The organism is Empedobacter sp. UBA5924 (assembly GCF_002431085.1).
In the GTDB taxonomy this organism is placed as follows: Bacteria; Bacteroidota; Bacteroidia; order Flavobacteriales; family Weeksellaceae; genus Empedobacter; species Empedobacter falsenii_B.
The window spans coordinates 1-25,553 of sequence record NZ_DJDM01000047.1 but is presented as its reverse complement, the minus strand read 5'-3'; the positions used below and the strand labels follow the sequence as shown (position 1 = coordinate 25,553).

Sequence of the window (25,553 nt, the reverse complement as noted above, 5' to 3'; positions counted from 1 at the left end):
TTAAGATTTTCAAATCTAAAGAAATTCGTTTCAGAATCAGACATAAAAAAATAAGAAACTGAAAATAAATTCAGCTAGACAAAAAAATCCTATTCGAAAGTGAATAGGATTTTTTATTTCCCATAAAATTTGTATTATTGCAACATATTTGCATTAAGAAATGAAAAGACGAAATACACCAACCAAACAAGCGGTTATTGATTTGTTCAATTCGTGTACGACTGCATTAAATCAGGAACAAATTGAAACACAATTGCAAGGAAAAATGGACAGAGCAACGATTTATCGTATTCTGAATAATTTTTGCGAAGACGGAATGATGCATAAAGTTGTGGGAGATGACGGCGTAAATTATTTTGCGATGTGCAAAACCTGTTGTGAACATACACACCACCACCACGATCATTTTCATTTTCGTTGCACAACTTGTAATCAACTTATTTGTTTGAAAGAAGAAATAAAAATTAATTTACCCGAAGGATTTTCGATGCAAGATTGCAATTGCGTCATCACAGGAACTTGCTCAAATTGCCAATAATAACAACAATGGATTTACAATGGTTTGTAAAATGGTTTAACTCGCCATATTATCATATTTTATACAAGAACAGAAGCTTAACAGAAGCGGAAGATTTTATTCAAAAAATCACGAAATATTTACAACTTCCACAGTACGCAAAAGTGTTAGATTTAGCTTGTGGAAAGGGACGACATGCTATTACATTAAATAAATTAGGTTTTGATGTTTTGGGAATCGATTTATCTGAAGAAAGTATCAAGTACGCTAAACAATTTGAAAATGAATATTTAAAATTTGAAAAACATGATATGCGCGAAGTTTATCATCCAAACGAATTTGACGCGGTTTTCAATCTTTTTACAAGTTTTGGTTATTTTGAAAATTATGAAGATAATTTTAAAGTTTTTGAAACTGTAAAACAACAAATAAAATCACATGGAATCTTTGTTTTAGATTATCTGAATGCAGAAAAAGTAGTTTCGACAATGATTCCTTATGAGGAAAAGCTGATTGATGGAATTTTATTCAAAATCACAAAATCTGTCGAAAATGGTTTTATCAAAAAAGAAATTGATTTCACAGATAAAGGCGAAATATTTCATTTTGAAGAGTTTGTTCGTTTAATTTATTTCAACGATTTCAAAAAAATATACGAAACGGAAGGTTTTATTTTAGATAAAGTATTTGGAAATTATAATCTTGATGCTTTTGATGAACAAACTTCTGACCGCTTAATTTTAGTTTTAAACAAATGAAAGAAAGTTTAATCTTAATTTCAAGTGTGTTAATAGGAGTTTTATTTTCTCGAATATTACTCAAAAATAAACACAACTCAAAACTGCTACTAACCTTTAGTGGTGCGTATTTTTTGGCGATGACCGTTTTAGAAATTTTGCCACAAGTCTATGGACATCCATCCGAAAATCATAGCCATCATTCTATTGGATTGTTTGTTTTATTAGGTGTTGTTGTACAATATATTTTAGAAACGATCAGTAAAGGCGTTGAACACGGACATATTCATTTACACAAAAAAGAGCAATTTCCTTTCGGAATTTTTGGCGGATTATTTTTACACTCGATTATCGAAGGAATTCCTGTTGCAAATGCAGAATCTCACAATTTTATGTGGGCAATTTTTGTTCATAATATTCCAGTTTCAATGATTTTGTTTAGCGCATTATGTCAACATACAGAATCTAACGCAAAGCGTTTTTTGTTTATGACCTTGTTTGCTTTAGCTGCTCCAATGGGGTATTTCTTAGGAAAACATACCATTATTTCTAATTATTCTTTGGAAATGAGTGCAATTGTTTCGGGAATATTTTTACACATTTCTACAGTAATCTTATTTGAAAGTAATGAAGGACATAAATTTAATTTGAAGAAGTTTGGTTCTATTTTAGTCGGTTTTATTCTCGCTTATTTAACCGTTTCAATGCATGTACATTCTCATTAATATATAAAAGCAACTTATTAAAAGTTGCTTTTTTTATTTTTAATAATCACTATATTTATTTAAATAAAGTTTAAAATGAATAAATTAAGCCAATATATTCTACTATTAATAATTATCACAAGTTGTCACAATTCCTTTGATGGTAAAGCTAATAATGCTTTACAAGGAAATTGGATAAAAGAATATTATCCTGAAGAAACTATGATAGATGAAGATTTACCTCCTCCTGATTTTTTTTTCAAACCTAATGTTTTATACACTTTTCAAAATGATACATTGTTTGACGCTAATCAATTTCACAATTATAATAAAAAAACAAAAAAAAATAATTATTTAGGTTATAAGACAAAATTCATTATTAAAGATTCCATTATTTATTGGTACAATACACTAACAAAACAAGATATCGAGTATGGTGAAATAAAGAAATTTACAAATGATACTATTTACTTCGAAAACTTTATGCTTGTTAAAGAAAAAGCACAACAAGTTTATCAAAACAAATTTGATGCAATAATCGTTACAAGTAGTGGTTGTTATGGAACTTGTCCTATTTATAATTATCGAATAGAGGCTGATGGGACTTTTATATATGATGGTGAAAAATTTACAAATATAGAAGGTCTTTACAAAGGCAAAATTAATAAGGAATATTTTAATTACTTTAAAAAAATATTAAATCAGATTGATATTAAGAATTTACCAAATAAATATGAAAGGCTTGCAACAGATGGTAATTACGAAGAATTAGTCTTTGTAAAAGACGAAAAAGTAATCAAGAAAATTTCATTCTATTTAAATGATGGACCACCGAAAGTTAAACAATTATTAGATATTTTACGATTGATGGATTATTATTTGGAAGATAAAAAACCGTATCAATCTCAAAATTATTTTTCAATTCAAAACCCTCTTTATTTTTATAAAACAGAAAATGGAGAAGATTTTAGTAATTATCAGATGTTCTATTTATGGACAGAATTGATGAAACATCAAACAAATCCATTTAAATTTACATCTAAAACTATAAAAATAAACAATTTTAGACCTAATTATTATTGGAATTCTGAGCACAAATATTTTAACCCAAAAAGTTTAGAATCATTGGAAACGGATCATCAACGCTTTCAAATAAAGTTTAAAAATGAACCAATACAATATTATGATTTGGGTTATAATTTTTTAGAGAATAATAACTATTATACAAATTAAAAAAAAGTTCAAAATTTGAACTTTTTTTTAATTATAACATTTTTCGATGATCTAAAACAAGAATTTCTCCATTCGAAACAAATTTCCATTTTTGATCTTTTTTACATTCATTTTTTGGTGTCGAAGATTTAATATTAAATTCGACTTCTTTGTTTTTCATCAAAATTGAAGTATGATAATCGCATTCACCAATTTTTACATTTGTCGATACATTATCATTTGCCAATAAATCCGTTTCTGGAATAGATTTTATTGCTTCATTAATAATATTCAAATCTAATTCATTGTAAATCAAATCAAAATTATCTGTAACTAAATTTGTCGATAATCGAAATGAATTTGCCTCAACATCAGTACGAATCGCTGTATTTTTAGTATTCAAATCTAATTCTTCGATACGTTTTGGACAATCCAAATAATCTGGAATTTTCTGAGCTTGCTTACTTTGTAAATCTTTCTGAAAAGCTGTAAGTTCAGAAAATAATTGTTTTTTTTCGGGTGAAGCTTCTTTAAATTCTGTTGTTTCTGTTAATTCTTGTTGAGTGAGCTTTTTAATTTCAGGTTTATTTTCTGAACAATTAAATAAAAGAAATAAAGTAAAAAATGAGTAAAAATAATGTTTCATAAGCAAGAATATTTGGTTCTACTAATTTATGAAACATTATTCTCAATTTCAATTATTTAACGTTCTGAATTATAAATTTAATATAAATGATAAATTGAGAAATATTAATTAAGATTATTTATATTTTTCTAAATCTAACCCAAGAATATCTCCAACTTTAGAAAATTCTTCATTTACCTTTGCATTCAAAACAAGTTGTTCATTTGTAATTGGATGATTAAACACTAGTTCATGCGCGTGAAGCATCATTCCTTTCAATCCAAAATTCTCTAACCACAATTTATTTTGCTTGTTACATCCATGCGGACGACTTCCCAAAATTGGATGAAAAATATGACGAAAATGCTTACGCAACTGATGCATACGACCAGTTTCGGGAATTGCTTCTACCAAACAATAACGTGAAGTCGGATGATTGTTATATTCTAAATCAATTTCTGCCGTTTGTAAACGATGAAAATAGGTAATTGCATTTTGCTTTACACCATCATCATTCGTCAAATCATAGTCTATCGTCATTTCTTCTGGCGACCAACCACGCAAAATAGCCAAGTATTTTTTCTCAACTTCGCGTGTTGCAAAACGATCATTCATAATTTTTAAACTTTCTTTATCTAAAGCAAAAAGCAAAACTCCTGACGTTTTACGATCCAAACGATGAATGGGATAAACATGTTGTCCACCAATTTGATTGCGTAATTCCTGAACCGCAAAAACAGACGCATCACGCGCATAAAAAGATTTATGAACCAACAATCCACTTGGTTTGTTAATGGCAATAATATATTCGTCTTGATAAAGAATTTCTAACATTTGGCAAAAATAGAAAGTTATTTTCGGTTAGAAAATAGAACAGTATTATATTTATTGCTTAATAAAATTGAATGAAAAAAGGATTGATTATTGGAAAAGGTTGGTTGGGATCAAGATTAGAAAAGTATTTAGAAAAGCAATTTTTGATTGAAACTACGAAACGTATTTCGGATGCAGAAAATTGTTTTTCAATCGATTTTGATCATTACAAATCTGAAAAAATTAAACACAATCATGATTTTGTTATTGTGACAATTCCATTTGGAAGAAGAAATAATTTAGACGATTTACAGAAAAGATTTCAGCATTTAATTGACTTTTTAGGAGATTATAATAATCAACTTATTCTGCTTAGTTCAACAGCAATTTATCCTGAAAATAATGAAATTATTTTTGAAAATTCAATTGAAACTATTCATTTAAATAATCCTTATTATTCAATTGAAAATCAATTAAAAGAAAAATATAATCAATTAATCATTTTACGTTTAGGCGGACTAATGGGAAACGATAGATTTCTTTCTAAATATTTAACTTTAGAACATTCTAATCTATCTCAAATGGTCAATCATATACATTATCTAGATGTTTGTCAAGTGATCGAAAAAATGATTAATTCAAATAAAAATTCATCAATTTATAATATCGTTTCACCAGAACATCCTACTAAAGAAGAAGTGTTAGAATATCAATTAAATAAGAAAATTATTTCCTCTATAAGTCGTGAAGGAAAAATAATTTCAAGTCAAAAAATACAAGATGAATTTAATTATGAATTTCTTTACCCAAACCCAGTTTACTTTAAGGAAAATTAATTTCTTCTCTTTCGTTCTTTCGATTTAAATACAAAATAAAATGTTATCACTGATATAACAGTAATTAATATTGTGTCCCAATTTTCTTTGAATAAAGTCGTGATATTTTCCATTCTTGATGTTTATAAAGTTTAAAATTATAAAAAAAGCTGCTCTTACGAACAGCTTTTTAGGAATTTATCTTAAATCTATTTGATTAAGCGTGAATTGGACGATTGTCTGTAGCAGCTAAAGCAGCTTCTTTGATCGCTTCTGAGAATGTTGGGTGAGCATGAGACATTCTTGTTAAATCTTCTGCAGATGCACGGAATTCCATTGCTACAACTCCTTCTGCAATTAAATCAGCAGCACGAGCACCAATAATATGCATTCCTAAGATTTCGTCTGTGTTTTTATCAGCTAAAATTTTAGCAAAACCGTCTGTATCCATAGATGCACGAGCACGTCCTAAAGCTTTGAAAGGGAAAGAACCAACTTTGTACTCTACTCCTTCTTCTTTTAATTGCTCTTCTGTTTTACCAACTCCTGCAACTTCTGGCCAAGTATAAACAACACCAGGAATTAAGTTATAGTTGATATGAGGTTTTTGACCTGCTAATTGCTCAGCAACTAAAACACCTTCTTCTTCTGCTTTATGTGCTAACATTGCACCAGCAACAACGTCACCAATCGCATAAATGTTAGAAACATTAGTTTGTAAGTGATCGTTTGTTTTGATACGACCTCTTTCGTCAACCTCTACTCCTACGTTTTCTAAACCTAAAGATCCTGTGAAAGCACGACGACCAACAGCTACTAAAGCGTAATCTCCGTTAATTTCGATTTCTTCTCCTTTTTTAGAAGTTGCTTTTAATGTAACATCATTTCCGTTATTTACAACAGAAGTTACACCAGTTGAAGTGTGGAATTTCATTCCTTGTTTTTTCAATACTTTTGTCAACTCTTTAGACAAAGCACCATCCATTCCTGGAATAACACGGTCTGCATATTCTACAACAGTTACTTGAGAACCCAAACGTAAGTAAACAGATCCTAACTCTAATCCGATAACACCACCACCGATAACGATTAAGTGTTTTGGAACTTCAGATAAAGCTAATGCTTCTGTAGAAGTGATGATACGAGTTTTATCTGTTGGTGCAAATGGTAATTCAGATGAAACTGATCCAGTTGCAATAATTGTATTTTTAGCTTCAATTTCTTGAGTAGAACCGTCTTTAGCTGTAACTACAATATGAGTTGCATCTTTAAAAGCACCAGTACCTTCTAACACATCAATGTTATTTTTACTCATCAAGTATTTGATACCAGCTACGTTAGTATCTACAACACCTGCTTTTCGAGCAATCATTTGAGTGAAGTTTACTTTTGGAGCATCGATTTCGATTCCGTGCTCTTTAAAGTGATTTACAGCATCGTAATAGTGGTGAGAAGAATCTAATAAAGCTTTTGATGGAATACATCCTACATTAAGACATGTACCTCCTAAACTTTCTTTCTCGATAATTGCTGTTTTAAATCCTAATTGCGCTGCGCGAATAGCTGCAACATATCCTCCAGGTCCAGCACCAATTACGGCTACATCATAAGAACTCATATAGTTTTATTTTGATTTATTATTATAATTAATTTAAACTCTACAAATATAACCAATATCGAATAGATTTTCGTTATAAAATTGTAATGAATTTTGTTAGGAAATTGGGAAAAATAAGCTATTCTTTAATATCTGATTTGATAAAGTTTAAAATTTCATCTTCTGTGCACAATTCATAATCTGGCTCAATTCCATATGGATAAATGTTCTTTTTAGCATCCATCATATATCCAGCTGTTAAATTAAGCATATCGCCATTAGACAATTTTGTATTCGTATTCATAGTAGCTGCTCCCATCGTTTTCTTACCTAGAACTTTCACATTCGAAAGTGATTTTAACGTAATTAATGTAGCTTCGCCCGCACTACTTGTCCTATGATTAATCAAAACATAAATTTTCCTTGGATGAATTGTATTTATTATCGGATAATTAATATATCCTTTTGATAAATTATTAACTCCATTAAAAAAATATCCATCTTTTTTTGACCAAGGAATATCATCATTATTAATTTTAGAATATCCTAATACATTATCTTCAAAAAATGGTAATAAAGATGTTATCATTACCCAATTAGAACCTCCCGTATTATCTCTCAAATCGATAATCCAATAATTAGAATTTGCTTGTTCAGAAATAATTTTCAGATTATTGAAAATATAGTCTTTATCACTTATTGTTTTATTGTACCCATGACGCTTAATCCTAATATACGCAACGTCAGGAATTTTAGTTAACTTATTATTATCTTCTACTTTTAACAAACAAGCGCTATCAACTTTTGCTTTCGGAAAACGACCTGTTAATAACACTTTATCTTTCAACTTTTGCTTTCGGAAAACGACCTGTTAATAACACTTTATCTTTCGTAAGATAATGTGTATGATTATTTCCTAATAAAGTAATTGCCTCTACAATCGCCGAATCTTTCGATATTTTAGTTTTCTCGATTACTTTTTTCTCCAAATTCTCCCAATCAATTTTATCTCTATCGATAAAGCCTTTTTTCATGACAGAAAATAATTCTTCATAATCAGATGGAATCTCTGAAACTGATGATTCACTAACGATCTTTTCTTTACAACCAAATGTAAAAAGGATCAAAAAAATAAAAGAAAATTTATTTATCCTCATTGTTCTCTAAATTCATATTGTGAAATTTAAAGATAAATGATTTTTAAATACTATAAACTTTTTCCTCTAAAATACCAGATTCAATTTCAATTGGTTGTTCGCTCTGTCTAAAAATTCGGGCCGATAATTTTCCTTTCAATTCCACTACTCCATTTTCTACACGAAGCCAACTTCCTTCTCTCAATCCAACAACAACTTGATGATTAAACTTGTGAAATTCATTGATACGAGTTTCTCTTGTTTCACCTTTATGTGTAGAATTTGGATCAGGATCCAAGTAATGCGGATTAATATTAAAAGGTAAAAATTGTAACGCATCAAAACTTGGCGGATAAACAATCGGCATATCATTTGTTGTTCCAATTGTTAAACCTGTCAAATTACTTCCAGCACTTGTACCAATATATGGCGTTCCGTTATGTACAGCACTTCTCAACTCTTCGACCAAACCAAGTTCATACAACGTTTTTAGTAATAAAAATGTATTTCCTCCTCCAATAAAAATCGCTTTCGCATGCAAAATTGCTTCTTTCTTATTCTCGAAAGTATGCAAACTTTTTACAGAAACCCCAACCGTTTGCAAAGCATCTTTTACATTTTGCGTATATTCATCATACGAAATTCCCGAAGGTCGCGCATAAGGAACAAAAATAATTTCATCAGATTGAATAAATTCTTTGATTTCATCTTTTATATATTCTAAAAAACTATAGCCGTGAATAGTACTCGTACTTATCACTAATAGTCTATCATTTGGGTTTATCATGTTATTGAATTTTAACTCAAAAGTAAGTTTAAAATAAGAAAGTAGGTAAAAAATTGACAAAAAATTATACCGAATTAGATTACTTTTGTGCAATTCTAAAAAATGGAATTTCAAGATTTTAAGTTCTGCATGAAAAAAATAGTACGCTTCATAATACCTTTATTCATAGTTGTCATTATGATAATAATTGGAATAGAACAAACACTTCGAAAAATTCCCAACGATTACAAATACAAAGCAGATTATTTAAAAGAAAATGGAAAACAAATAGAAACTTTGATTCTTGGAAGTTCACATACTTTTACAGGGCTCAATCCAAAATTATTTACCAATAAGACTTTTAATGTTGCACATTCTGCTCAATCACTAGATTTAGATTATAAAATTTTTGAACAAAATCGAAAATATCTACCCAATTTAAAAACCATTATTATTCCCATTTCGTATTTTTCGTTTACAAAACAATTAAATGATTTTAATCAAAAGAAATTAAAATATTATTCAATTTATTGGAAAGTTGATATAAATAATAACGACCTTAATCTTAATTACGAAATTTTTTCAGAACCTGTTGATGTTAATTATAATCGAATAAAAGATTATTGGATTCAGGATAAAAATAATTTAACAATAGATACTAATGGTTATATAAAAAAGCGATACGAACCAAGTTGGAATGATAGTATTTACGCTAAAAAAACGTTTGAAAGACATCGTGCAAATTTGAATTCAAATCAAGTACAACATATTATAAAAACACATTTTTATGATTTAGAACAAATTATAAAACAAGCAAAATCAAATGATATAAAAATTGTTCTATTGGCTACTCCTACAACCAATTTGTATAAAAATTATGTCATAAATACACCTCAATATTTCAACTTAAAAAATAATATTAATCGCTTATCGAAATACGATAATGTCGTTTTCATCGATTATTTTATTAATAATAAAAATTTCAATAAAAAAGATTTCAAAAATTCAGATCATCTAAATGCAAAAGGTGCTGATAAGTTAACGTTGAAAATGGATTCTATTATGAATAAATAAAATAAGTGCTATAAATTTTCTCTTTTTTTCTTCACTTATTTCAACATTAAAATCATCTTCGTATCTTCACCTCTCAAACAACAAATAATGAAATTCGTTACTTTCTTAGAAAATCAACAAGAAAAAGTAGGTCTTGTTTGGCAAGATGCTATCTATGATTTGACAAAAATTAATCACAACTTACCTTCTACTCTAATCGAAATCTTAGCAGATGACGAGTTTTCACTATTAATCTGTCAACAGATTACAAACGAAATATCGCGTGGTGAATATAAAAATGCGGTGGTAAAAGAACCACAAATTTTGGCTCCAATACCTCATCCAGCAAGTTTTAGAGATGCTTATGCTTTTCGCCAACATGTAGAAACTTCACGCTTGAATAGAGGTTTGGATATGATTCCAGAATTTGATCAGTTTCCTGTATTCTATTTCTCTAATCATCAAGCTATTCAAGGTCCAGGAAAAATAGTTGCAATGGAAAAACATTTTGATCGAATGGATTTTGAACTTGAAGTCGCTATTGTCATCAAAAAAGAAGGCATCAATATCAAAGCAGAAAATGCGGACGAATATATTGGTGGTTTTATGGTTTTGAATGATTTGAGCGCACGTGCATTACAAATGGAAGAAATGAAACTGAATTTGGGCCCAGCAAAAGGAAAAGATTTTGCTTCTATGTTTGGTCCATATTTAGTCACTCCAACCGAAATCGAAAAATACAAAGTTGAGCCTAAAGAAGGACATATTGGAAATTGCTATAATTTAGAAATGTCTTGTTCTGTTAATAATATCGAAGTTTCTCATGGAAATTTCAAAGACATGCATTGGACTTTCGCCGAGATTATCGAGCGTATTTCGTACGGTGTCAAACTTTATCCTGGCGATATTATAGGATCTGGAACTGTTGGTACAGGTTGTTTTCTTGAATTGAATGGCACTGGAAAACGTCAGAATCCAGCTTATCAAGAACAATGGTTACAACCAAATGATACCATCGAAATGTCTGTTACAGGATTAGGAAAATTAGTAAATTCTGTTCATCTTTACACTCAATAAACTCAACTTATGCAACATACAAAATCTTTTGAGCCAAATACAAGTCAATTTGATGACATTTTCAAACACGCCATTTCCCCACGTCCTATTTGCTTTGCAAGTACGGTAGATAAAGATGGAAATGTGAATTTGAGTCCGTTTTCATTCTTCAATATGATGGGACAAAATCCACCTATTTGCGTGTTTTCTCCACTTCGAAAAATGAGAGATGGATCGACAAAACATACATTAGAAAACATTTGGGAACACCCAGAATGTGTGATTAATATTGTCAATTATAACATGGTTCAGCAACAATCGTTGGCAAGTGTGGAATATCCAAAAGGTGTAAATGAATTTGAGAAAGCAGGTTTTACAGAATTACCTTCAGAGTTGGTAAAACCGCCTCGTGTAGCAGAATCTCCGATTCAGTTTGAATGTAAAGTGCGTGAAGTAATTTCTGTTACAGATCAACCAGGTGCAGCTAATTTGGTGATTGCAGAAATTGTGCGCATGCATGTGCAAGAAGATTTATTGGATGAAAATGATAAAGTTTCGCCTTATGATTTGGATTTAGTTGCTCGCATGGGTGGTGATTATTATTGCCGAGTTATTCCAGAATCTATCTTCGAAGTCGAAAAACCTACGCGCACAATTGGTTTGGGAATAGATCAACTTCCTGATGAAGTAAAGCATTCTAATTATTTAACGGGCAATAATTTAGGTCAATTAGGGAATGTGGAAAAATTACCAACTAATGAAATGATTCGTAATTTCAAAGAACAATTGACGCAACGATTAGATATTAAGAAATTTAAATCTGCAGAGGTTCGTCATCAAGTTGCAGCAAAACTTTTGGAACAAGGTGATGTAAATGGTGCGTGGTATTGGTTGTTAATGAAAATTTAGACAATGAGTAAAACTGCATTGGTTTTAGGAAGCTCAGGTTTAATTGGTTCTCTTCTCTTAGAAAAGTTATTCAATCATCCTGATTATTCTACTATTGTCACAATTGTTCGAAAACCTCGACAAATCAATCATCCAAAGTTAATTGAAATCGTAACTAATTTTAATTCAGAAATTAATTTAGAAGAAATCCAGCAGATTGATTCTATTTTTTCGTGCTTGGGAACAACTCGAAAAAAGACACCTGATTTAGGTGCTTATCGTAAAATTGAAGTCGATATTCCGAATCAATTTGCAAAGCTTGGGAATCAAAAAGGACTAACTAGGTTTCATTATATTTCGGCAGTTGGTGCAAATGCGAACTCGTCTAATTTTTATTTAAAAATGAAAGGCGAAGCCGAAGAAACATTGCAAAAGAATACTATCAAACAATTGTTCTTGTATCGTCCATCTTTGTTGATTGGCAATCGAGCGGAATATCGTTTGGCTGAAAATATAAGTGCAAAAGTTTTCCCTTTAATTAATTTCTTTTTACGAGGAAACCTATCTAAATATAAATCAATTGAAGCTGAAAAAGTTGCTCAATCACTTATTGAAAATGATTTACATTCAATAGCAAATAAAGTTTCAATTTTACATTACAACGAAATAATTAATTCGATAAATACAACACAATGATCATATTAGCCGTACTCCTACCTTGGTTATCATTCATTTTAAGAGGAAAAATAATACAAGGCGTTATTTGCTTAATCTTACAAATTACCTTAATTGGATGGTTGCCCGCAGCAATTTGGGCTGTTGCATCACTCCTTGATAGCCGAAATAAAGCAAGGATAAAAGAATTGAATAGATAATAAATCAAAAAAAGACAACTAATTAAGTTGTCTTTTTGCGTTATTTACGTTCATAATAATTTAAGATTTTATCTTCTTTCCCATCATTATTTTTATCACGATATTCTATCAAAACCAACGTATTTTCATCTACTTTTTGATATTTATACACAGTTGTTGTTCTTGTACCATAAGTTAAACTAAATTCGTTATTACTTTCATTTACCGAATATTTGCCTTTAACAGGATCCAAATACGAAGAACAATCTTTACCTGTTGCATACATCGATACAAATTTACCTTTTGCCATAAACTCTATCGAAGATTTCTTTGTACATTCATCAAAATCATATTTTTCTTCGTTCCCATCTCCAGTATCAACAAAATAATGCGTAGGATACCACTTTCCTATCAACCAAGATGTATCAAATTTCACCTGAACTGGTTTTGACACAGTATGATGCTGCTCGTTGGCAAAACTTAACGGAGCAAACATAATAAAGTTTACAAGAAATAATAAGCAATTCTTTTTCATAATTATATTGGTTTTAATTGATTTATAAATATACCACGAAATTAGAAATTGGATAATAATTTATTTACGATTTAATCTAGTAAATTCAATAATTATAGTGAGTTTTTTGAACAATTTTCGGGATAATTTAGCAGTATCAAAATAGAAAAGTAGATGAAAAAAATAATGGTTCTAATGGTTTGTAGTCTTTTGGCTTCTTTTGGAAATGCACAAGAATATACAACTAACAATCTTATTATAAAACAAGGAAATAAAACATATACTATTAATGAAGCTGAGCAAACAATCACGCTTCGCCCTGAAGAATTTAGTATTGAATACCTGAATAAACCTTATCAAGAGAAGAAAAATCTGTTTTATGCTGCACAAGCATTAGTGACTGATAGTTCGGCTGATGTTAATTTTCAAGAAGGAACGAAAATAGAAAGTATTCAATATTTTGAAGCTGGAACTGGCTTTGCAGCAGAAAAAAACCAAGTTATATATTATCCGATTTTATCGTATGATGGGCATCAATATTTATATTATGTTTCAAATAAGGAAAAACGTGTGGATAAAATTGGAACGTCTGGAAATTGGGATATTTACAAATGGACATTAAAAGGTGTTTATCAATATGACGCTGAAATGGATTGGAATATTTACGACAACGATCAAGTACATATTGCTTTAATTATTGATCGAAATTTAGACGGAATTCTTCAAAAAGGTGAATTTTTCGACGTTCATATTAATTTTAAGAAATAACAATAATCTATATCCTAACCTACCTCAACTTATGTACAAACTAAAACATTCTTCGGATTGTTTTAGTTTCTTTGATTCTACAAAAGACATTATATTAGCTCAAATAAACTCAACATCTCAATATGTTAAAAAGTAATAGTGCTTTAAAAAATCTTTTATTTCAACTTATAGTCGTCATTTTATGCGCTATTAGTGGAATTGCTAATGCACAAGAAGTACTGATTAATTTTGAGAATCAATATAATAAAACAGCTCCTAATTCTATTGAACGATACGAAATAACAGGAAAATATGCGCAAGCTTTATTATTTAATAATCAAAAAGAAAAAGCTTTCGCTGTTTTGAAACAAAATATTTCTAGCGCCGAAAAACTGAGTGATGGAAAATATGCTGCATATTTACATGCTGTTTCTGCAATGAATAATCGTATTGATGATAATTTGAATGCAACAAATTATAATTTGCAAAAAGCAATTTATTACAGCGGACGCACAACTGATTATTCAACAAAAGGATATGTTAAATATTGCGAAGGATGGTTGAATTTAAGAAACAATGAAGACTCTAAGGCTGTAAAAAACTTTATTGATGGTCTTAAATTTCTAGATAAAGCTACTGTTACGCCAACTGTTCTTACACGAATGAGTTCTATTTATAACGAATTGACTGGAATTTATTCGAGATGGGATGATTACGAATTACAAGAAAAGTACAGCAAACTTGCTTTAGATGTAGCGCTTAAACAAAATAATCCTAATTTAATTTTTGCTTCTTATATGTCGATTGGATACATGTATGAACAAAAATTTATGCAGAATGAAAAGAATATTTTTGTACGAGATTTAGCCGAAAAATATTATACTAACGCTATAAATACGTATTATAAAAACAAAAGTGAAATGGCTACAGCGACAGACTTGTCGTTTGTAGCTATTAATCTAGCCAATTTATATCTTCAGTTTTATCCCAAAAACTATCAAGGAAAAGTTATCAAATATGCCAATTTAGCCAAAGAAATAGGAGAACAAAATAATCAATCCGATCACGTTGCCTCTGCTAATGGTATTTTAGCCGAATTATCTTTGCAGAATAACGAAGTTTCTACTGCAAAAAGCTATCTACTCAATTCACTTATAAAAGTCAACGAGAATACAATGCCTGACAAAAATATTCTTCTTTCGTTATATTTAAGCTTATCTAATATTGAAGATCGTGAAGGGAATTACAAAGAAGCTTTGCGCTATTATAAATTGTATACATCTACTTACAAAGAAATTTATGATAACGAACAAGCGCAGATCAGTAAACGTTTAGAAGCTCAATTTGATAAAGAACGTCAGCAACAACAAATGATTCGTTTACAATTAGAAGCTGAGAAAAAAGAGCAACAAATTCAACTAATGCACTCATTAGGAATTCAACAAGAACAAGAGTTAGAAAATGTAAGATTAAGTGAAGATTTTCAACGTAAACAATTAAAGTTATCTCGATTAGAATCCGATAAACGCTCACAAGAATTAACGATTTCTGAACAGAATTTAAGGCTTTCTAAACTAGAAAATAAAAATAGAAAGGATGAATTGGTTAATTATATCACCGAACTTAATTTCAAAAATAAATTAAACAAATATTACATCTTTTCTATCATCTTCTTTATTGCTTTACTTGGATTATTGCTTTACGCTTTAAAACAACGCAACAAACATCTAAAGCAACGCGAAGAATTATATAAGTTGGAAATCGAACAAGAACGTCAAAATTCTAAAATATCCACTTTAACGGCTCTTCTTAATGGTGAAGAACAAGAACGTACTCGACTTGCACGGGATTTACACGATGGTTTGGGCGGTTTACTTTCAGGAACAAAAATTCAGCTCTCTCATTTAAACGATAAAATTGACGAACATTCTAAAAAGGACATAGCAAAATCTATTCAACAATTAGATGGAGCTGTGGATGAATTACGTCGTGTAGCTCATAATTTAATGCCAGATCTGTTGTTGAAATATGGTTTGGAAGAAGCATTAGAAGAATATGCAATCCGAATGTCGAATGAACAATTGGATATTGATGTTCAATTTTTGAGCTATACAAATTCACTTGACAAAGAGCATCAATTATTGGTTTATCGTATCATTCAAGAATTAGTAAATAATGCCATTAAACATGCGCATGCAGCGGAAATTATCATTCAATTTGTTGAAGATGAAAACAATTATTCTGTCACTGTAGAAGACGATGGGAAAGGTTTTGATATGAATAATACAAAACTAACGCAATCAGCAGGTTTACATAATATTCAATCGCGTGTCCAATTTTTGAAAGGACAATTAAATATACATTCAGAAATCGATTTAGGAACAAGTATAGAGTTCCAATTTCCTAAAATATAACTTATGATAAAAATAGCAATCACAGACGATCATCCTTTATTATTAGAAGGTTTGCGAAATATTTTGAGTAATCAACAAAACTTACAAGTGGTCGATTGTTATGCTTCGGCTCAACAATTACAAGAAGCCTTAAAAACAACAGAAATTGATATTCTTTTGTTAGACATCAATTTATCGGATACTAATAGTATTGAATTGATTAAACCTTTCAAGAAAAAATATCCTGATATGCACATTATTATGTTGAGCGTACACAATGAATACGCTGTAATTAATAGTTGTTTGGAAGAAGGTGCTTCGGGTTATATTCAGAAAAATGCTTCTGTTGACGAAATATTAGAAGGAATTAATTCTATTTTTGATGGAAAGAAATTTCTTTGTTCACAAACCAAAAATGTGATGAGTAAAAAAGAAAAAGATGGTTTGAATACGATTCCGAAATTGACGCGTCGCGAAAAAGAGGTTTTAATTGAAGCTGCACAAGGATTAACAACACAACAAATTGCAGATAAGTTATTTATTAGTACACATACGGTAGATAGTCATCGAAAAAATTTGATCGAAAAATTTAAAACATCAAATTTAAGTTCAGCAATCACATCAGCAATAGAATATGGATTGATTTCAAAACCTTAAAAAATACCTATAAATAGGGATATTTTAATTCTAAAATTTTTATCAATTTTGAAAAAGAAATAACAATCTATATTTCAACCACTAAACAACCCAAAATAAGATTACTAACCAATTCTTATTACCTTAACTACATCTATTGAAAAATCGCTTAGTTCTCTACTTAAGCGATTTTTTTTATATTACTAATTAACTAAAAGTCGTGAGCTCTTCCGTCTTTATTTTTGCAAAAAACTGAGAAATAGGAAGGTTAAAATTAGATCAAGTAAGTTTTCAAAACGATTTTTCATCTAAAATGTAAAAAAACAAGTATCCAGAAAGGATTCAACAATTTCTTAAGAAGAAACAGAATTTTTTATCTAGAAGTAAAATTGAAATCAAAAAACCAAACTTTCATAAAAATTTGGCTTATAATTTTATCGAAATAATTCTAAAATTTCGTCTACTGTAACCTTTCCAAAATAATCTGTTACATCAATAGAATTCAGAACTTTTGTAATTTCTTCTTCGTTATGTTTAACACCAATTAGTTTATTTTCTAAACCTTCAATCGGTTCTGAAGCGAAGAAATCACCAAATATTTTAGCTTTTTCAATTATTCCGCCTCGCTCTACATCCAAGTGAACTTCAATAAAACCTGCTGGAATTTTCTTTGCATTTTTGAAATTATATTTTGGTGAAAAACCAAAATTCCAATCCCATGTTTGGTATTTTTCTTCAATCAATTTCGCAATACCATTCAAATCTTCGATTGTTAAATGATAAATTGTCGCTCCTTCATTTGTTTCTAACATTTCATCAATCAACAAAGCTTTCAACTCGTCCGTCGTCATTTCATTTGGAAAATATTCGATCAAATTAATCACACGTGCACGATTAGATTTGATGGCTTTATCCACATATTTTAATGGATTAATTTTTAATGCATCGCCTAAAACTGACATGTCCGAATTAAAAAGTATCGTTCCGTGTTGAATCATTTTTCCATTACGAGCCAATTTTGCATTTCCACTAAACTTTTTACCATCAACTAACAAATCGTTTCTTCCTTCCAATTTTGCAGGAACATTCAAACTATTTAATAATTTGATGATAGGCTCGGTAAATGTTGAAAAATCCATAAAATCATTCTGTCCTAATAATGTGTGAAAAGAAAAATTTAGGTTCCCTAAATCATGATAAACAGCTCCACCACCCGACATGCGACGAACAACTTTGATATTATTCTCAGTCACATAATCCAAGTTAATTTCTGCCAATGTATTCTGAAATTTTCCGACAATTATTGACGGAGCATTGATATACAGCAAAAAAATATCTTCTGTTGGATAGTGGTACAATAAATATTCTTCTAAAGCTATATTGAAATACGCATCATGAGATGGCGAATCGATGATAATCATACAATTTATTTTTGCAAAGTTAGGAAGAAATTTATGGAATGAAAAAGAGACAACTTTCCTAAAAAAGTTGTCTCATCGCATTTATAATATAAACTATTAAAGAGAATATTAAATGTTTGTCATCATCTAAATCCCTGTAAATTTAATTCCTAAACTCATCCAAGTTGTTGGCAACGGAATGGCTCCAGCTTCGTTATACGTAGTATTAAAAATGTTTTGTGCATCAAAATAAATACTCAAATTATTTTTGAATGAATGATTAATTCTTGCATCAGTAATCCAATAAGATTTATATGATTGACGTGTATTATAACGATTCGCTAAACTTAAAGTAGTTCTTCCGATTGCATAATCTATTGTATTGATTAACTGATGTTTTAAACTTTCTATTTTATATTTAGAATTGTATTGATCATCAACATTTTTAAACTCAGGATCAAGATAAGAATAGCTCAAAGAAAATTTCAAACTCTGGTTCGCAGAAAGGTTTGCTAAATATGAAACCTTCGTATTAAATCCATGTGTTCTCAAATCTCCAAAATTTTGCGCTTGCCAAGGTTCATTAGATGTTAAACGTACCCAATCGATAAAATCTGTGATCGAACGATAAAAATAATAGGCATTAAACGTCCAATTTCTTTTGTTGTATTTGAAACCAATTTCTGTTTGAAATGCCTTTTCAGATTCAACATTTGCATTCCCTATATTTCCTGGTCGTTGATCCAAATATAAATCTGTAAACGAAGGAATTCGCTGGCTTGTACCTGCATTTACCATTAATTTCAAGTTCGAATTTACCGCATAACTCGCATCAATTCCTGGAAATGCTTGCCAACCATATTGAGAATTATAGTTAACATACGTTCCTATATTTACATTCAGTTTTGGTGTAACATCCGTTTTATATTCTGCATAAAATCCTATATTATCGCGTGTATGATTTTTGATACTAGTTGATGAAATTTGCTCATTTCGGTATTCAACTCCTATTCCAATTTGATCTTTATTCAATTGATAGGTCGAATTTACTTCTCCCGAAATAGAATTTGAGTAATGCAGAGAACGTGCTTTACTCAAATCATTTTTATAATAGCGATAATCATCAAAATTGTAACGATAACTCACACGTGGTGCTAACGAAATTCGATCCGATAATTTATGTTTTGACTGAATATTAACTAACGTTGTTTCAACTAATTCTTTCGAATTTTTATCACCAGGTGAAGCATAAAAACCATTTGATCCGAAACCATTTTTCACATAACCATACGAAGCAACTAAACTATTTGCATCATCAAACTGAAAGTTTCCTTGATAATACAATTTATTGTTTTCGTATGCTGTATTGTATCGGTATCCATTTCCCCAATCGTGACTCACATACAACTGATGTTGATGCGTTTCTTTTGCCAAATTCGCGCCAAGTTGCACACCTCTACTTGTATAGGTATCGTCCGTATCTTCACTATCTTTCTTAAAATTTGTTCCAAAATAAGTATTCGCATAAACTCCTGTTTTCTTTGGTTGACGCGTGACAATATTTATCACACCTGTCAAACTATTATTTCCATAAACACGAGCAGCCGGACCACGTACCACTTCAATTCTGTCAATCGCCTCTAGTGGAATGGGAAGATTTAGCGCATTATGAGCTGTTTGATGATCCATAATTTTTGCACCATTCAACAAAATCAATGTTTGCTCAAAACTTCCACCATCCATCGAGATATCAGCTTGCGTTCCGAATGGACCACGTTGACGCAAATCTATTCCAGATGCATACTGCAACACATCTTGTAAAGAACGTGCAGGTAATTTGTTAATTTCTGATTTACTTAATACATAAATGTTTCTATTTTCTTTAGAAAGTGGCGTATTCAGACGGTTATCTAAAATAGAAACTTCACCTATCGCAATGGTATCATTCACATTTTGTGCAAAAATACTTTGTGCAGCTAAACACAATACCATAGTAATCTTCTTCATTTTTACTAATTATTTAATTAATTGAGTTAAATCTGACGCAAAAGTAGTACCTTTCCGATCTGCCATAATATACCAGTTTACAGATAATGAATAGTCCGGCTGAAATACCATACAAAAGTTTTATCGAAATCGAACGTAATTCGGATACACCAATTTACCTTCAATTAGCGAATCAGTTGGCTAAAGCAATACAATTAGGTTATATTCCAAGCGGCACAAAATTACTTGGAACGAGGCAGTTAAGTGATATTTTAACGCTTCATCGCAATACGATTGTCAATAGCTTTCAGGAACTTGAAGCCCAAGGTTGGATAGAAATCGTTCCAAATAGAGGAAGTTATGTACTGAGTCAATCTTCTCAAAAGTTTCAGAAAACGATTGTTCCAAAACAGTTTTCAATCAATTTGTATCCTGATAAAACGGGTTTTCAATTTGAACAATCGATACTTTTGGATAATCCGTACGAAAATTTTAATCAACGACTATATTTAACAGATGGAACAATCGATCATCGGTTAGCAGAATTAAAACTTCCTGCTAAATTATATTCAGCTATTTTAAAACGAAAAACTTCAATTTCAAAAGTAAATCAGTCCAAAAATGATTATTTTTTAAAGAATTTAGCGAATTATCTCAATTTAACACGAGGTTTACATATTTCGAAAGAAAATATTTTGGTAACGAGAAGTTCAGAAATTTCACTTTTTTTGATCGCAGAAATTCTATTAAAACAAAATGATTTTGTCGCTGTCGCAAATTTAAGTTACTATAAAAGTAACATGATTTTTCAGACACAATTTGCTAAAATCAAACAAGTAAAAACGGATCAATTTGGAATTGACACCGACGATTTAAGAAGATTATGCGAGCAATTTCCGATACGAATTGTTTACGTTACACCGCATCACCATTATCCTACAACGGTTACATTAAGTTCGCAAAGAAGAGTTGAATTACTACAACTTTCGCAGGAATTTGGTTTTGCAATTGTGGAAGATGATTACGATTTTGATTTCCATTACAGCAATCATCCAATTTTACCTTTGGCAAGTTCGGATCAAAATGGAATGGTTCTTTATACTGGAAAATTTGGTCATTATCTTGCACCAGGTTACCGAATTGGATTTATTGTAGCACCGAAAAATCTAATTCTTGAAGCGAAGAAACACTTATCAATTCTTGATCAACAGGTTGATCCATTTATCGAACAAGTTTTAGGTGAAATGATTAGCGAAGGTGAAATAAATCGAATCCTAAAAAAACATCGTAAAACCTATCGAGAACGACGCGATTATTTTTGTCAGAAATTGAAAACGGAATTAAATGATTTTATCAGTTTTACTAGTCCAAATGGAGGTTTAGCTGTTTGGATTAATTTTAATCAACCTATAAATTTAATGGAATTAAAACGAAATTGTTTAAAAAATGAATTGTTTATTCCACAAACAATTTTATATCAAACCCAACATCAAACTGGAATTCGCCTTGGATTTGCGCATCTAAATTTTGAAGAAATAGATGAAGTAATTTCAATTTTGAAACAAGAAATCACAAAAAAAGCTGAATAAATTTCAGCCTTTATATTTTTATGTAGGATTAATTACAATTAATCTAAAATCAATGTAATAATTAATTCCTATAAAATAAATCAACGCTAAAAAAGCATAAATTATAAATTGTTTTGATAGTCTGATTTTGAATTTTTTTAGCATAATTCCAACCAAAAAATTAAGTATAATCAACTGTAAAACAACTAAAAATGAATACTGAATTATAAAATACATAACACTAGAAAAATTTACAATACGAATTGAACCATAACTTTTGTAGGATTCGTGAAGAAATAATACTAAACAACTTACAAAAGAAACAATAAAACTAAATAGTACAGAAATTAAAAATGTTTTAAGTATTGGTTTCATTATTTTTTATCTCTCAACTTGAATGTCCACGTAAACTGAAACTCTGAAACAATATCTCCTTCCTCGTCTACGCCTCTACTTGTCACATTTAGCGATACACCTTTCTTCGTTTCGATCGCTTCTTTTATAGCTGCGTCTATTTTTTCTCCATCTTCGCAAGTAAACACAATTTTACCAATAGCTTTTTTCAAATACTTCGATTGCATTCCCAAAACCAACATCGATATATCTTCACCTGATTTAGAAATCTTAGCATTTGCCATCAAACCAGAAGAAAATTCTGCTGCCATTCCTTGCACCGCCCAAAACATACTTTTGAACGGATTTTGATTAAGGAATCCATATTTTACTCGTATCGAAACTTTATTTTCTTCCCACGATTCCAAACGAACTCCAGCAATCCACGCAATCGGAATTTGAGTTGTCAGTATATTTTTAAAAAATTCTTTGTTCATATTCTCATTATATCAAAAAGGGTTAATATAATAAAAGTAAATGTTTTATTTGATTTTCTTCAATTATTGAAGAAATTAATTCTAAAGTTATTTATTCATTACGCCTTATTCTACTAGGAGGAGAAGATGCAATTCATCGATATTTAGAGCGCAAAAAAGTAATCAAAAAACTCTTGTCTTTCATTCTCGACTTTAGATTATAAATAATGATATCGTTCTTCTATCACCGTATATCAATCAGGAATAGTAATTCGTCAATTAATTTATTTTTTTACTATTAAAACTCCTCTCTTTGGCAAAAAAAGATGAAAAAAAACATTTTAATTTCCGCGTTTAGTTTATTGACTACTTTCTTGAATGCACAAAATAAAATTAGAGGTAAATTAAAAATGGAATATGTTCCATTTTCCAATTATATACGTCCAATAGATAGTTTAAAAACAGATTCTAAAAGCGATTTCAAAAAAGCAGAAGTGAGTTTGAAAATTCCTTTATATACGAAAGAATTGAAAGATGGAAAATATAGCAACTGGTCTTTGCTATTTAGTACTGCATATGCAAGAATGAACAATAAAAATTATGAAGAACAATTATTTCCTTCAGAAATGTTGAATACTCAAATTGGTTTACAATACTTTTCACCTATTAGTTCTTCATGGTCTATTTTGACAATGGCTTCAGTAGGTATTTACACTGATATGGAAAATATATCTACCGATGATATTTTGGGTCAAGGAGGTGTTTTATTTATTAAACATTTTAATCCAAAATTAGCTTTAGGGTTAGGACCTGTATTATCGAATAACTTTGGAGTTCCTATGGTAATGCCAGGAATTTATTTTGATTGAAAAACTGGAGGTGACAAATTCAATGTGAATATTAATTTTCCAGAAGGTGTAGAAGCAGGTTACCAAATGACAACAAACTTTGCTTTGAAAAGCGTGGTAAATCTTAGTGGAATGGTTGCTGAAAGATCCAAAGAAGGCAAATCATTATTAGTAGGTTATCAGCAAGTTGTTGCTGGTTTACGTCCTGAAATAAAATTGAGTAATTCGCTAAAACTCCAATTAACAGGAGGAACGACTTTGGTACGATCTTTTTCTGAAAATGAAAGAAACTTAAAGAGTCTTTTTAGAAAGAAGGAAATTGCAGATCCTCGTTTTTCGACAACCTTTTATTCTGCGCTGAGTTTACGTTGGAACTTACCTTAATCACATAAAACAGCCTCAAAATTTATTGAGGCTGTTTTTATTTACTAATTAATTTTTTATAAACAACTTGATTAAGTAACTCATCCTTTTTATTCCTAGAAATAGGAAGTTCATGTTTGCCAATATAAATTCGACCTCCAGAAATTATCTCTATATGTGTAACATTCACTAAGAAAGATTTATGTATTCGAAAAAAATGATTCATTGGTAAAGATTCTTCTAATACTTTCATGGTTTGGTGAATTAGAATAGATTTATCTTTGAAATGTAGTTTTACATAATTTTGCATACTTTCTACATACAGAATATCTACCCAAGAAATTTTGGTAAAAGTATCTCCTTGTCGTACATATAGAAAGGGATCATTGAGAATAGTTCCATGCTTTATTTTTTCGTTAAGTAAAAATATTTGATAAGCTTTATTAACAGCTTGATAGAATCGGTTGAATGCAATTGGTTGAATGCAATTGGTTTTAGTAAATAATCAACTACTTGCAATCGAAATCCTTCAAGAGCATATTCGGAATAAGCGGTAGTGAAAATACAAAGTGGTGGATTTTCGATTTGTTCCAAAAATTCGAGACCAGAAAGATAAGGCATATTAATATCCAAAAAAATTAGATCAATTGTGCTTTCTGTAACATATGTAGTTGCTTCTAGAGCTGTTGAACAAGTTTGTATAATTTCTATAAAATCAATTTGTTCCGCCATATCTTTGATATGCTGACGAGCCAAAGGTTCATCATCAACAATCAAGCATTTCATTTTTCTTGAAATTAGATGTGTTGTAGTCATGTTGAAGATAAATTAATAGTTAAATAGACTTTATATAATTGTCCATTTTCAGTAATATTTAATTGATAAGCTTCAGGATAAATTAAATTTAGTCGCTTTTTTACATTTTGTAATCCAATTCCACCTACACTTTTAGATTGAATAGGAATTTTAGCATACGTATTTTCGATACTCAAATGAATTTGATTGTTATTTTCGTTAAAGTTTATTTTGATAAATCCTTTATAATCGGGAACTCTACTTACATGTTTAAATGCATTTTCTATAAAAGGCACCAATAACAAAGGAGCAATCATCGCTTTTTTATTCATTATGGTGAATGAAGTGGAAACATCAATTTCATTGCCCCAGCGTAATTTTTCTACATCAATCAAATCCTTTAAATACTGAATTTCATTCTCTAACACGACTTCGTTTTTGTTGCATTCATAAAGTTGATAACGTAAAATATCCGAGAATTTAAGTAGTAAGAATGAAGCTAGTTCGGTATCCTTTTTCAATAAAATATGAATATGATTCAATATGTTAAACATCACATGAGGATTAACATGATCTTGTAATAATTTGAGTTGATTTTCTAAATGATCTTGTTGAAGTAAAATATGATCACGCTCAATTTTTCCATGTTCTTGATAAAAACGAATTCCACAAGCAGTACCAATTATTAATAAAGATGCAGGTGTCGTACTTCATGACTTCG

General features: G+C 30.0%; 25 protein-coding genes and 2 pseudogenes. 15 read left to right on the top strand and 12 right to left on the bottom strand.

Going from position 1 to position 25,553, the window contains the following annotated elements:
• The first annotated feature begins 160 nt into the window (after window positions 1–160).
• The 4 genes from B3792_RS12800 to B3792_RS12785 all read left to right on the top strand — a co-directional run bounded on the left by B3792_RS12800 (window position 161) and on the right by B3792_RS12785 (window position 3,191).
• The gene (locus B3792_RS12800; protein ID WP_221855881.1) at window positions 161–538 is read left to right on the top strand and encodes a Fur family transcriptional regulator; all 378 of its coding nucleotides are present in this window, start codon (window positions 161–163) and stop codon (window positions 536–538) included.
• Window positions 529–1,275: a class I SAM-dependent methyltransferase gene (locus B3792_RS12795; RefSeq protein ID WP_312067342.1), complete on the top strand. Its 747-nt coding sequence runs from the start codon at window positions 529–531 to the stop codon at window positions 1,273–1,275. The genes B3792_RS12800 and B3792_RS12795 overlap by 10 nt, the downstream gene beginning before the upstream one ends.
• Window positions 1,272–1,979 carry a ZIP family metal transporter gene (locus tag B3792_RS12790; RefSeq protein ID WP_221855878.1) on the top strand — a complete coding sequence of 236 codons (708 nt, stop codon included), beginning with the start codon at window positions 1,272–1,274 and terminating at the stop codon, window positions 1,977–1,979. The genes B3792_RS12795 and B3792_RS12790 overlap by 4 nt, the downstream gene beginning before the upstream one ends.
• Before the next feature lie 75 nt (window positions 1,980–2,054).
• Complete coding sequence (locus B3792_RS12785) at window positions 2,055–3,191, top strand: DUF6438 domain-containing protein (RefSeq protein ID WP_291049304.1); 1,137 nt, start codon at window positions 2,055–2,057, stop codon at window positions 3,189–3,191.
• A gap of 31 nt (window positions 3,192–3,222) precedes the next feature.
• Here the strand turns inward: B3792_RS12785 and B3792_RS12780 are convergent, their stop codons facing one another.
• Window positions 3,223–3,816, bottom strand: a complete 594-nt coding sequence (locus B3792_RS12780; RefSeq protein WP_038331490.1) for a hypothetical protein — start codon at window positions 3,814–3,816, stop codon at window positions 3,223–3,225.
• 114 nt (window positions 3,817–3,930) lie between these two features.
• Window positions 3,931–4,629 carry a pseudouridine synthase gene (locus B3792_RS12775; protein WP_038331486.1) on the bottom strand — a complete coding sequence of 233 codons (699 nt, stop codon included), beginning with the start codon at window positions 4,627–4,629 and terminating at the stop codon, window positions 3,931–3,933.
• A 71-nt stretch (window positions 4,630–4,700) separates the two neighbouring features.
• Between B3792_RS12775 and B3792_RS12770 the strand changes: the two genes are divergently transcribed.
• Window positions 4,701–5,444, top strand: coding sequence for a hypothetical protein (locus tag B3792_RS12770; RefSeq protein WP_291069775.1), 744 nt, complete (start codon window positions 4,701–4,703; stop codon window positions 5,442–5,444).
• 196 nt (window positions 5,445–5,640) lie between these two features.
• On the opposite strand, the gene lpdA is transcribed toward B3792_RS12770, so the two are convergent.
• The 4 genes from lpdA to pepE all read right to left on the bottom strand — a co-directional run bounded on the left by lpdA (window position 5,641) and on the right by pepE (window position 8,943).
• Entirely contained in the window at window positions 5,641–7,041 is a 1,401-nt protein-coding gene (lpdA, locus tag B3792_RS12765) for a dihydrolipoyl dehydrogenase (protein ID WP_115000751.1), read from the bottom strand.
• 118 nt (window positions 7,042–7,159) lie between these two features.
• Window positions 7,160–7,867 (bottom strand): S41 family peptidase, encoded by a 708-nt coding sequence (locus B3792_RS12760; RefSeq protein WP_291049298.1) that lies wholly within the window; start codon window positions 7,865–7,867, stop codon window positions 7,160–7,162.
• Window positions 7,857–8,177 carry a hypothetical protein gene (locus B3792_RS12755; protein WP_125349335.1) on the bottom strand — a complete coding sequence of 107 codons (321 nt, stop codon included), beginning with the start codon at window positions 8,175–8,177 and terminating at the stop codon, window positions 7,857–7,859. Before B3792_RS12755 ends, B3792_RS12760 begins: the two co-directional genes overlap by 11 nt.
• A gap of 43 nt (window positions 8,178–8,220) precedes the next feature.
• Window positions 8,221–8,943 (bottom strand): dipeptidase PepE, encoded by a 723-nt coding sequence (gene pepE, locus B3792_RS12750; RefSeq protein WP_280037809.1) that lies wholly within the window; start codon window positions 8,941–8,943, stop codon window positions 8,221–8,223.
• 177 nt (window positions 8,944–9,120) lie between these two features.
• Between pepE and B3792_RS12745 the strand changes: the two genes are divergently transcribed.
• The 5 genes from B3792_RS12745 (at window position 9,121) to B3792_RS12725 (ending at window position 12,794) form a co-directional block, all read left to right on the top strand.
• Window positions 9,121–9,996 (top strand): hypothetical protein, encoded by an 876-nt coding sequence (locus tag B3792_RS12745; protein WP_125349333.1) that lies wholly within the window; start codon window positions 9,121–9,123, stop codon window positions 9,994–9,996.
• A gap of 87 nt (window positions 9,997–10,083) precedes the next feature.
• The gene (locus tag B3792_RS12740) at window positions 10,084–11,052 is read left to right on the top strand and encodes a fumarylacetoacetate hydrolase family protein (protein WP_291069772.1); all 969 of its coding nucleotides are present in this window, start codon (window positions 10,084–10,086) and stop codon (window positions 11,050–11,052) included.
• A 9-nt stretch (window positions 11,053–11,061) separates the two neighbouring features.
• Window positions 11,062–11,940, top strand: coding sequence for a flavin reductase family protein (locus B3792_RS12735; RefSeq protein WP_038330496.1), 879 nt, complete (start codon window positions 11,062–11,064; stop codon window positions 11,938–11,940).
• Window positions 11,941–11,943: 3 nt separating this feature from the next.
• Window positions 11,944–12,615, top strand: coding sequence for an NAD-dependent epimerase/dehydratase family protein (locus tag B3792_RS12730; protein ID WP_291069770.1), 672 nt, complete (start codon window positions 11,944–11,946; stop codon window positions 12,613–12,615).
• Complete coding sequence (locus tag B3792_RS12725; RefSeq protein WP_038330492.1) at window positions 12,612–12,794, top strand: YqaE/Pmp3 family membrane protein; 183 nt, start codon at window positions 12,612–12,614, stop codon at window positions 12,792–12,794. The genes B3792_RS12730 and B3792_RS12725 overlap by 4 nt, the downstream gene beginning before the upstream one ends.
• Window positions 12,795–12,834: 40 nt before the next feature.
• Here B3792_RS12725 and B3792_RS12720 read toward each other — a convergent pair whose 3' ends face one another.
• Window positions 12,835–13,308 carry a lipocalin family protein gene (locus B3792_RS12720; RefSeq protein ID WP_291069767.1) on the bottom strand — a complete coding sequence of 158 codons (474 nt, stop codon included), beginning with the start codon at window positions 13,306–13,308 and terminating at the stop codon, window positions 12,835–12,837.
• A 153-nt stretch (window positions 13,309–13,461) separates the two neighbouring features.
• Here B3792_RS12720 and B3792_RS12715 point away from each other — a divergent pair, with 153 nt between their 5' ends.
• The 3 genes from B3792_RS12715 (at window position 13,462) to B3792_RS12705 (ending at window position 17,084) form a co-directional block, all read left to right on the top strand.
• Window positions 13,462–14,055, top strand: a complete 594-nt coding sequence (locus B3792_RS12715) for a hypothetical protein (protein WP_291069765.1) — start codon at window positions 13,462–13,464, stop codon at window positions 14,053–14,055.
• A 122-nt stretch (window positions 14,056–14,177) separates the two neighbouring features.
• Complete coding sequence (locus B3792_RS12710) at window positions 14,178–16,448, top strand: sensor histidine kinase (RefSeq protein WP_286496304.1); 2,271 nt, start codon at window positions 14,178–14,180, stop codon at window positions 16,446–16,448.
• A gap of 3 nt (window positions 16,449–16,451) precedes the next feature.
• Window positions 16,452–17,084: a response regulator transcription factor gene (locus tag B3792_RS12705; protein WP_125349324.1), complete on the top strand. Its 633-nt coding sequence runs from the start codon at window positions 16,452–16,454 to the stop codon at window positions 17,082–17,084.
• A 413-nt stretch (window positions 17,085–17,497) separates the two neighbouring features.
• Here the strand turns inward: B3792_RS12705 and B3792_RS12700 are convergent, their stop codons facing one another.
• Window positions 17,498–18,484 carry a lipoate--protein ligase gene (locus tag B3792_RS12700; protein WP_219035158.1) on the bottom strand — a complete coding sequence of 329 codons (987 nt, stop codon included), beginning with the start codon at window positions 18,482–18,484 and terminating at the stop codon, window positions 17,498–17,500.
• Between the two features lie 126 nt (window positions 18,485–18,610).
• Window positions 18,611–20,470: a TonB-dependent receptor plug domain-containing protein gene (locus B3792_RS12695; RefSeq protein ID WP_291069762.1), complete on the bottom strand. Its 1,860-nt coding sequence runs from the start codon at window positions 20,468–20,470 to the stop codon at window positions 18,611–18,613.
• Window positions 20,471–20,556: 86 nt separating this feature from the next.
• Between B3792_RS12695 and B3792_RS12690 the strand changes: the two genes are divergently transcribed.
• Window positions 20,557–22,038 carry a PLP-dependent aminotransferase family protein gene (locus tag B3792_RS12690; RefSeq protein ID WP_291069759.1) on the top strand — a complete coding sequence of 494 codons (1,482 nt, stop codon included), beginning with the start codon at window positions 20,557–20,559 and terminating at the stop codon, window positions 22,036–22,038.
• 353 nt (window positions 22,039–22,391) lie between these two features.
• Here the strand turns inward: B3792_RS12690 and B3792_RS12685 are convergent, their stop codons facing one another.
• Window positions 22,392–22,847: a DUF4442 domain-containing protein gene (locus tag B3792_RS12685; RefSeq protein WP_286496307.1), complete on the bottom strand. Its 456-nt coding sequence runs from the start codon at window positions 22,845–22,847 to the stop codon at window positions 22,392–22,394.
• A 305-nt stretch (window positions 22,848–23,152) separates the two neighbouring features.
• Between B3792_RS12685 and B3792_RS12680 the strand changes: the two are divergent.
• Window positions 23,153–24,058 (top strand): annotated as a pseudogene (locus tag B3792_RS12680) (DUF6268 family outer membrane beta-barrel protein).
• Window positions 24,059–24,095: 37 nt separating this feature from the next.
• On the opposite strand, the pseudogene B3792_RS12675 reads toward B3792_RS12680, so the two are convergent.
• A pseudogene (locus B3792_RS12675) lies at window positions 24,096–24,853 on the bottom strand (LytR/AlgR family response regulator transcription factor).
• On the bottom strand, window positions 24,850–25,455 hold the full coding sequence (locus B3792_RS12670; RefSeq protein ID WP_286496309.1) for a sensor histidine kinase: 606 nt from the start codon (window positions 25,453–25,455) through the stop codon (window positions 24,850–24,852). Before B3792_RS12670 ends, B3792_RS12675 begins: the two are co-directional and overlap by 4 nt.
• Window positions 25,456–25,553 lie beyond the last annotated feature (98 nt).